The following is an 859-nucleotide window of genomic DNA, read 5'->3' as shown; positions in this document are numbered from 1 at the left end:
ATGAAGAAAGAAGAGAAAATGGGAATTTTAAATGAAGAAAATTACACAAGATTAATCGTTGAAACAGAAGAAGGTGAAAAAGTAGCAGAAGTTACATTGACCGATGCAACTCCTGCTGATGGTTACGTAATTAGACTAACGCCTAAATATGATTAATGTTTTGGAAGGAGGCACCGAGATGAAACATTATATAACGAAGTATAAAACAGATGATGGAAAACTAATTGTTGTTTCATGGATTCAAATAAATTTATTTGGTCGTTCGTATTGTTTTTCAAAAAAAGAGCTAGTTATTCAAAAGAACAACTAGCAAAAAATATTACTTCTTGACCCATTTATTATTAGGTTTTGAAGTAGGTGGAAGAAAGACCGACCAGCGAAGGCAATCGCTAATCGGCAACAAAAGAATAAATATATCGGGAGAATTATAACACATGAACGAAAAAATTGAAAATCTTATTGAAGAATTGAAGAAAGAATGCAACAAAGAAAATATTGGTCTTTCTTTATCATTAGTAAATGAGGAAACATTTGGAATGATAGCTGCTGGTCCAGCTAATCTTGCTGCTATGGGTGCTTTATTGCAAGGAAAAAAATATATAGAAATCGCTGAAGGAAATTGCCATTGTGAAGAGTGTAAGAAAATAAGAGAAGTCATTAATGCGGTTGATGATGAAGTTTCTTCCGCACAACATACTTTTGTTATTAATAACAAGGAAGATTTAGCTGATGTGATGACCCGTATTTTCAAGGGGGATTTCTAATGATTAAAATCAACACACTGTGGATTGCACTATTTGTCTTTATGCTTGTAGTAATCTCAAACGCTAATTTGTTTGTAGGTTGTTTATTTGCAGGG

The 859-nt window shown here is 32.8% G+C and carries 1 protein-coding gene; it reads left to right on the top strand.

Annotation, left to right across the window (positions count from 1 at the left end; genetic code table 11):
* Window positions 1-434: 434 nt before the first annotated feature.
* Window positions 435-764 (top strand): hypothetical protein, encoded by a 330-nt coding sequence (locus tag DVW83_RS14780; RefSeq protein ID WP_137239693.1) that lies wholly within the window; start codon window positions 435-437, stop codon window positions 762-764.
* The last annotated feature ends 95 nt before the right edge of the window (window positions 765-859 follow it).

Source organism: Enterococcus sp. VV15 (genome assembly GCF_005236045.1).
Classification (GTDB): Bacteria; Bacillota; Bacilli; order Lactobacillales; family Enterococcaceae; genus Enterococcus_B; species Enterococcus_B durans.
Note: the sequence above shows the minus strand (reverse complement) of the source record. Positions and strands in the feature narration are given on the sequence as shown.

Excerpts from the sequence above, each read along its gene's own strand:
- DVW83_RS14780 (WP_137239693.1), top strand. The coding sequence starts at position 435 with ATGAACGAAAAAATTGAAAATCTTATTGAAGAATTGAAGAAAGAATGC.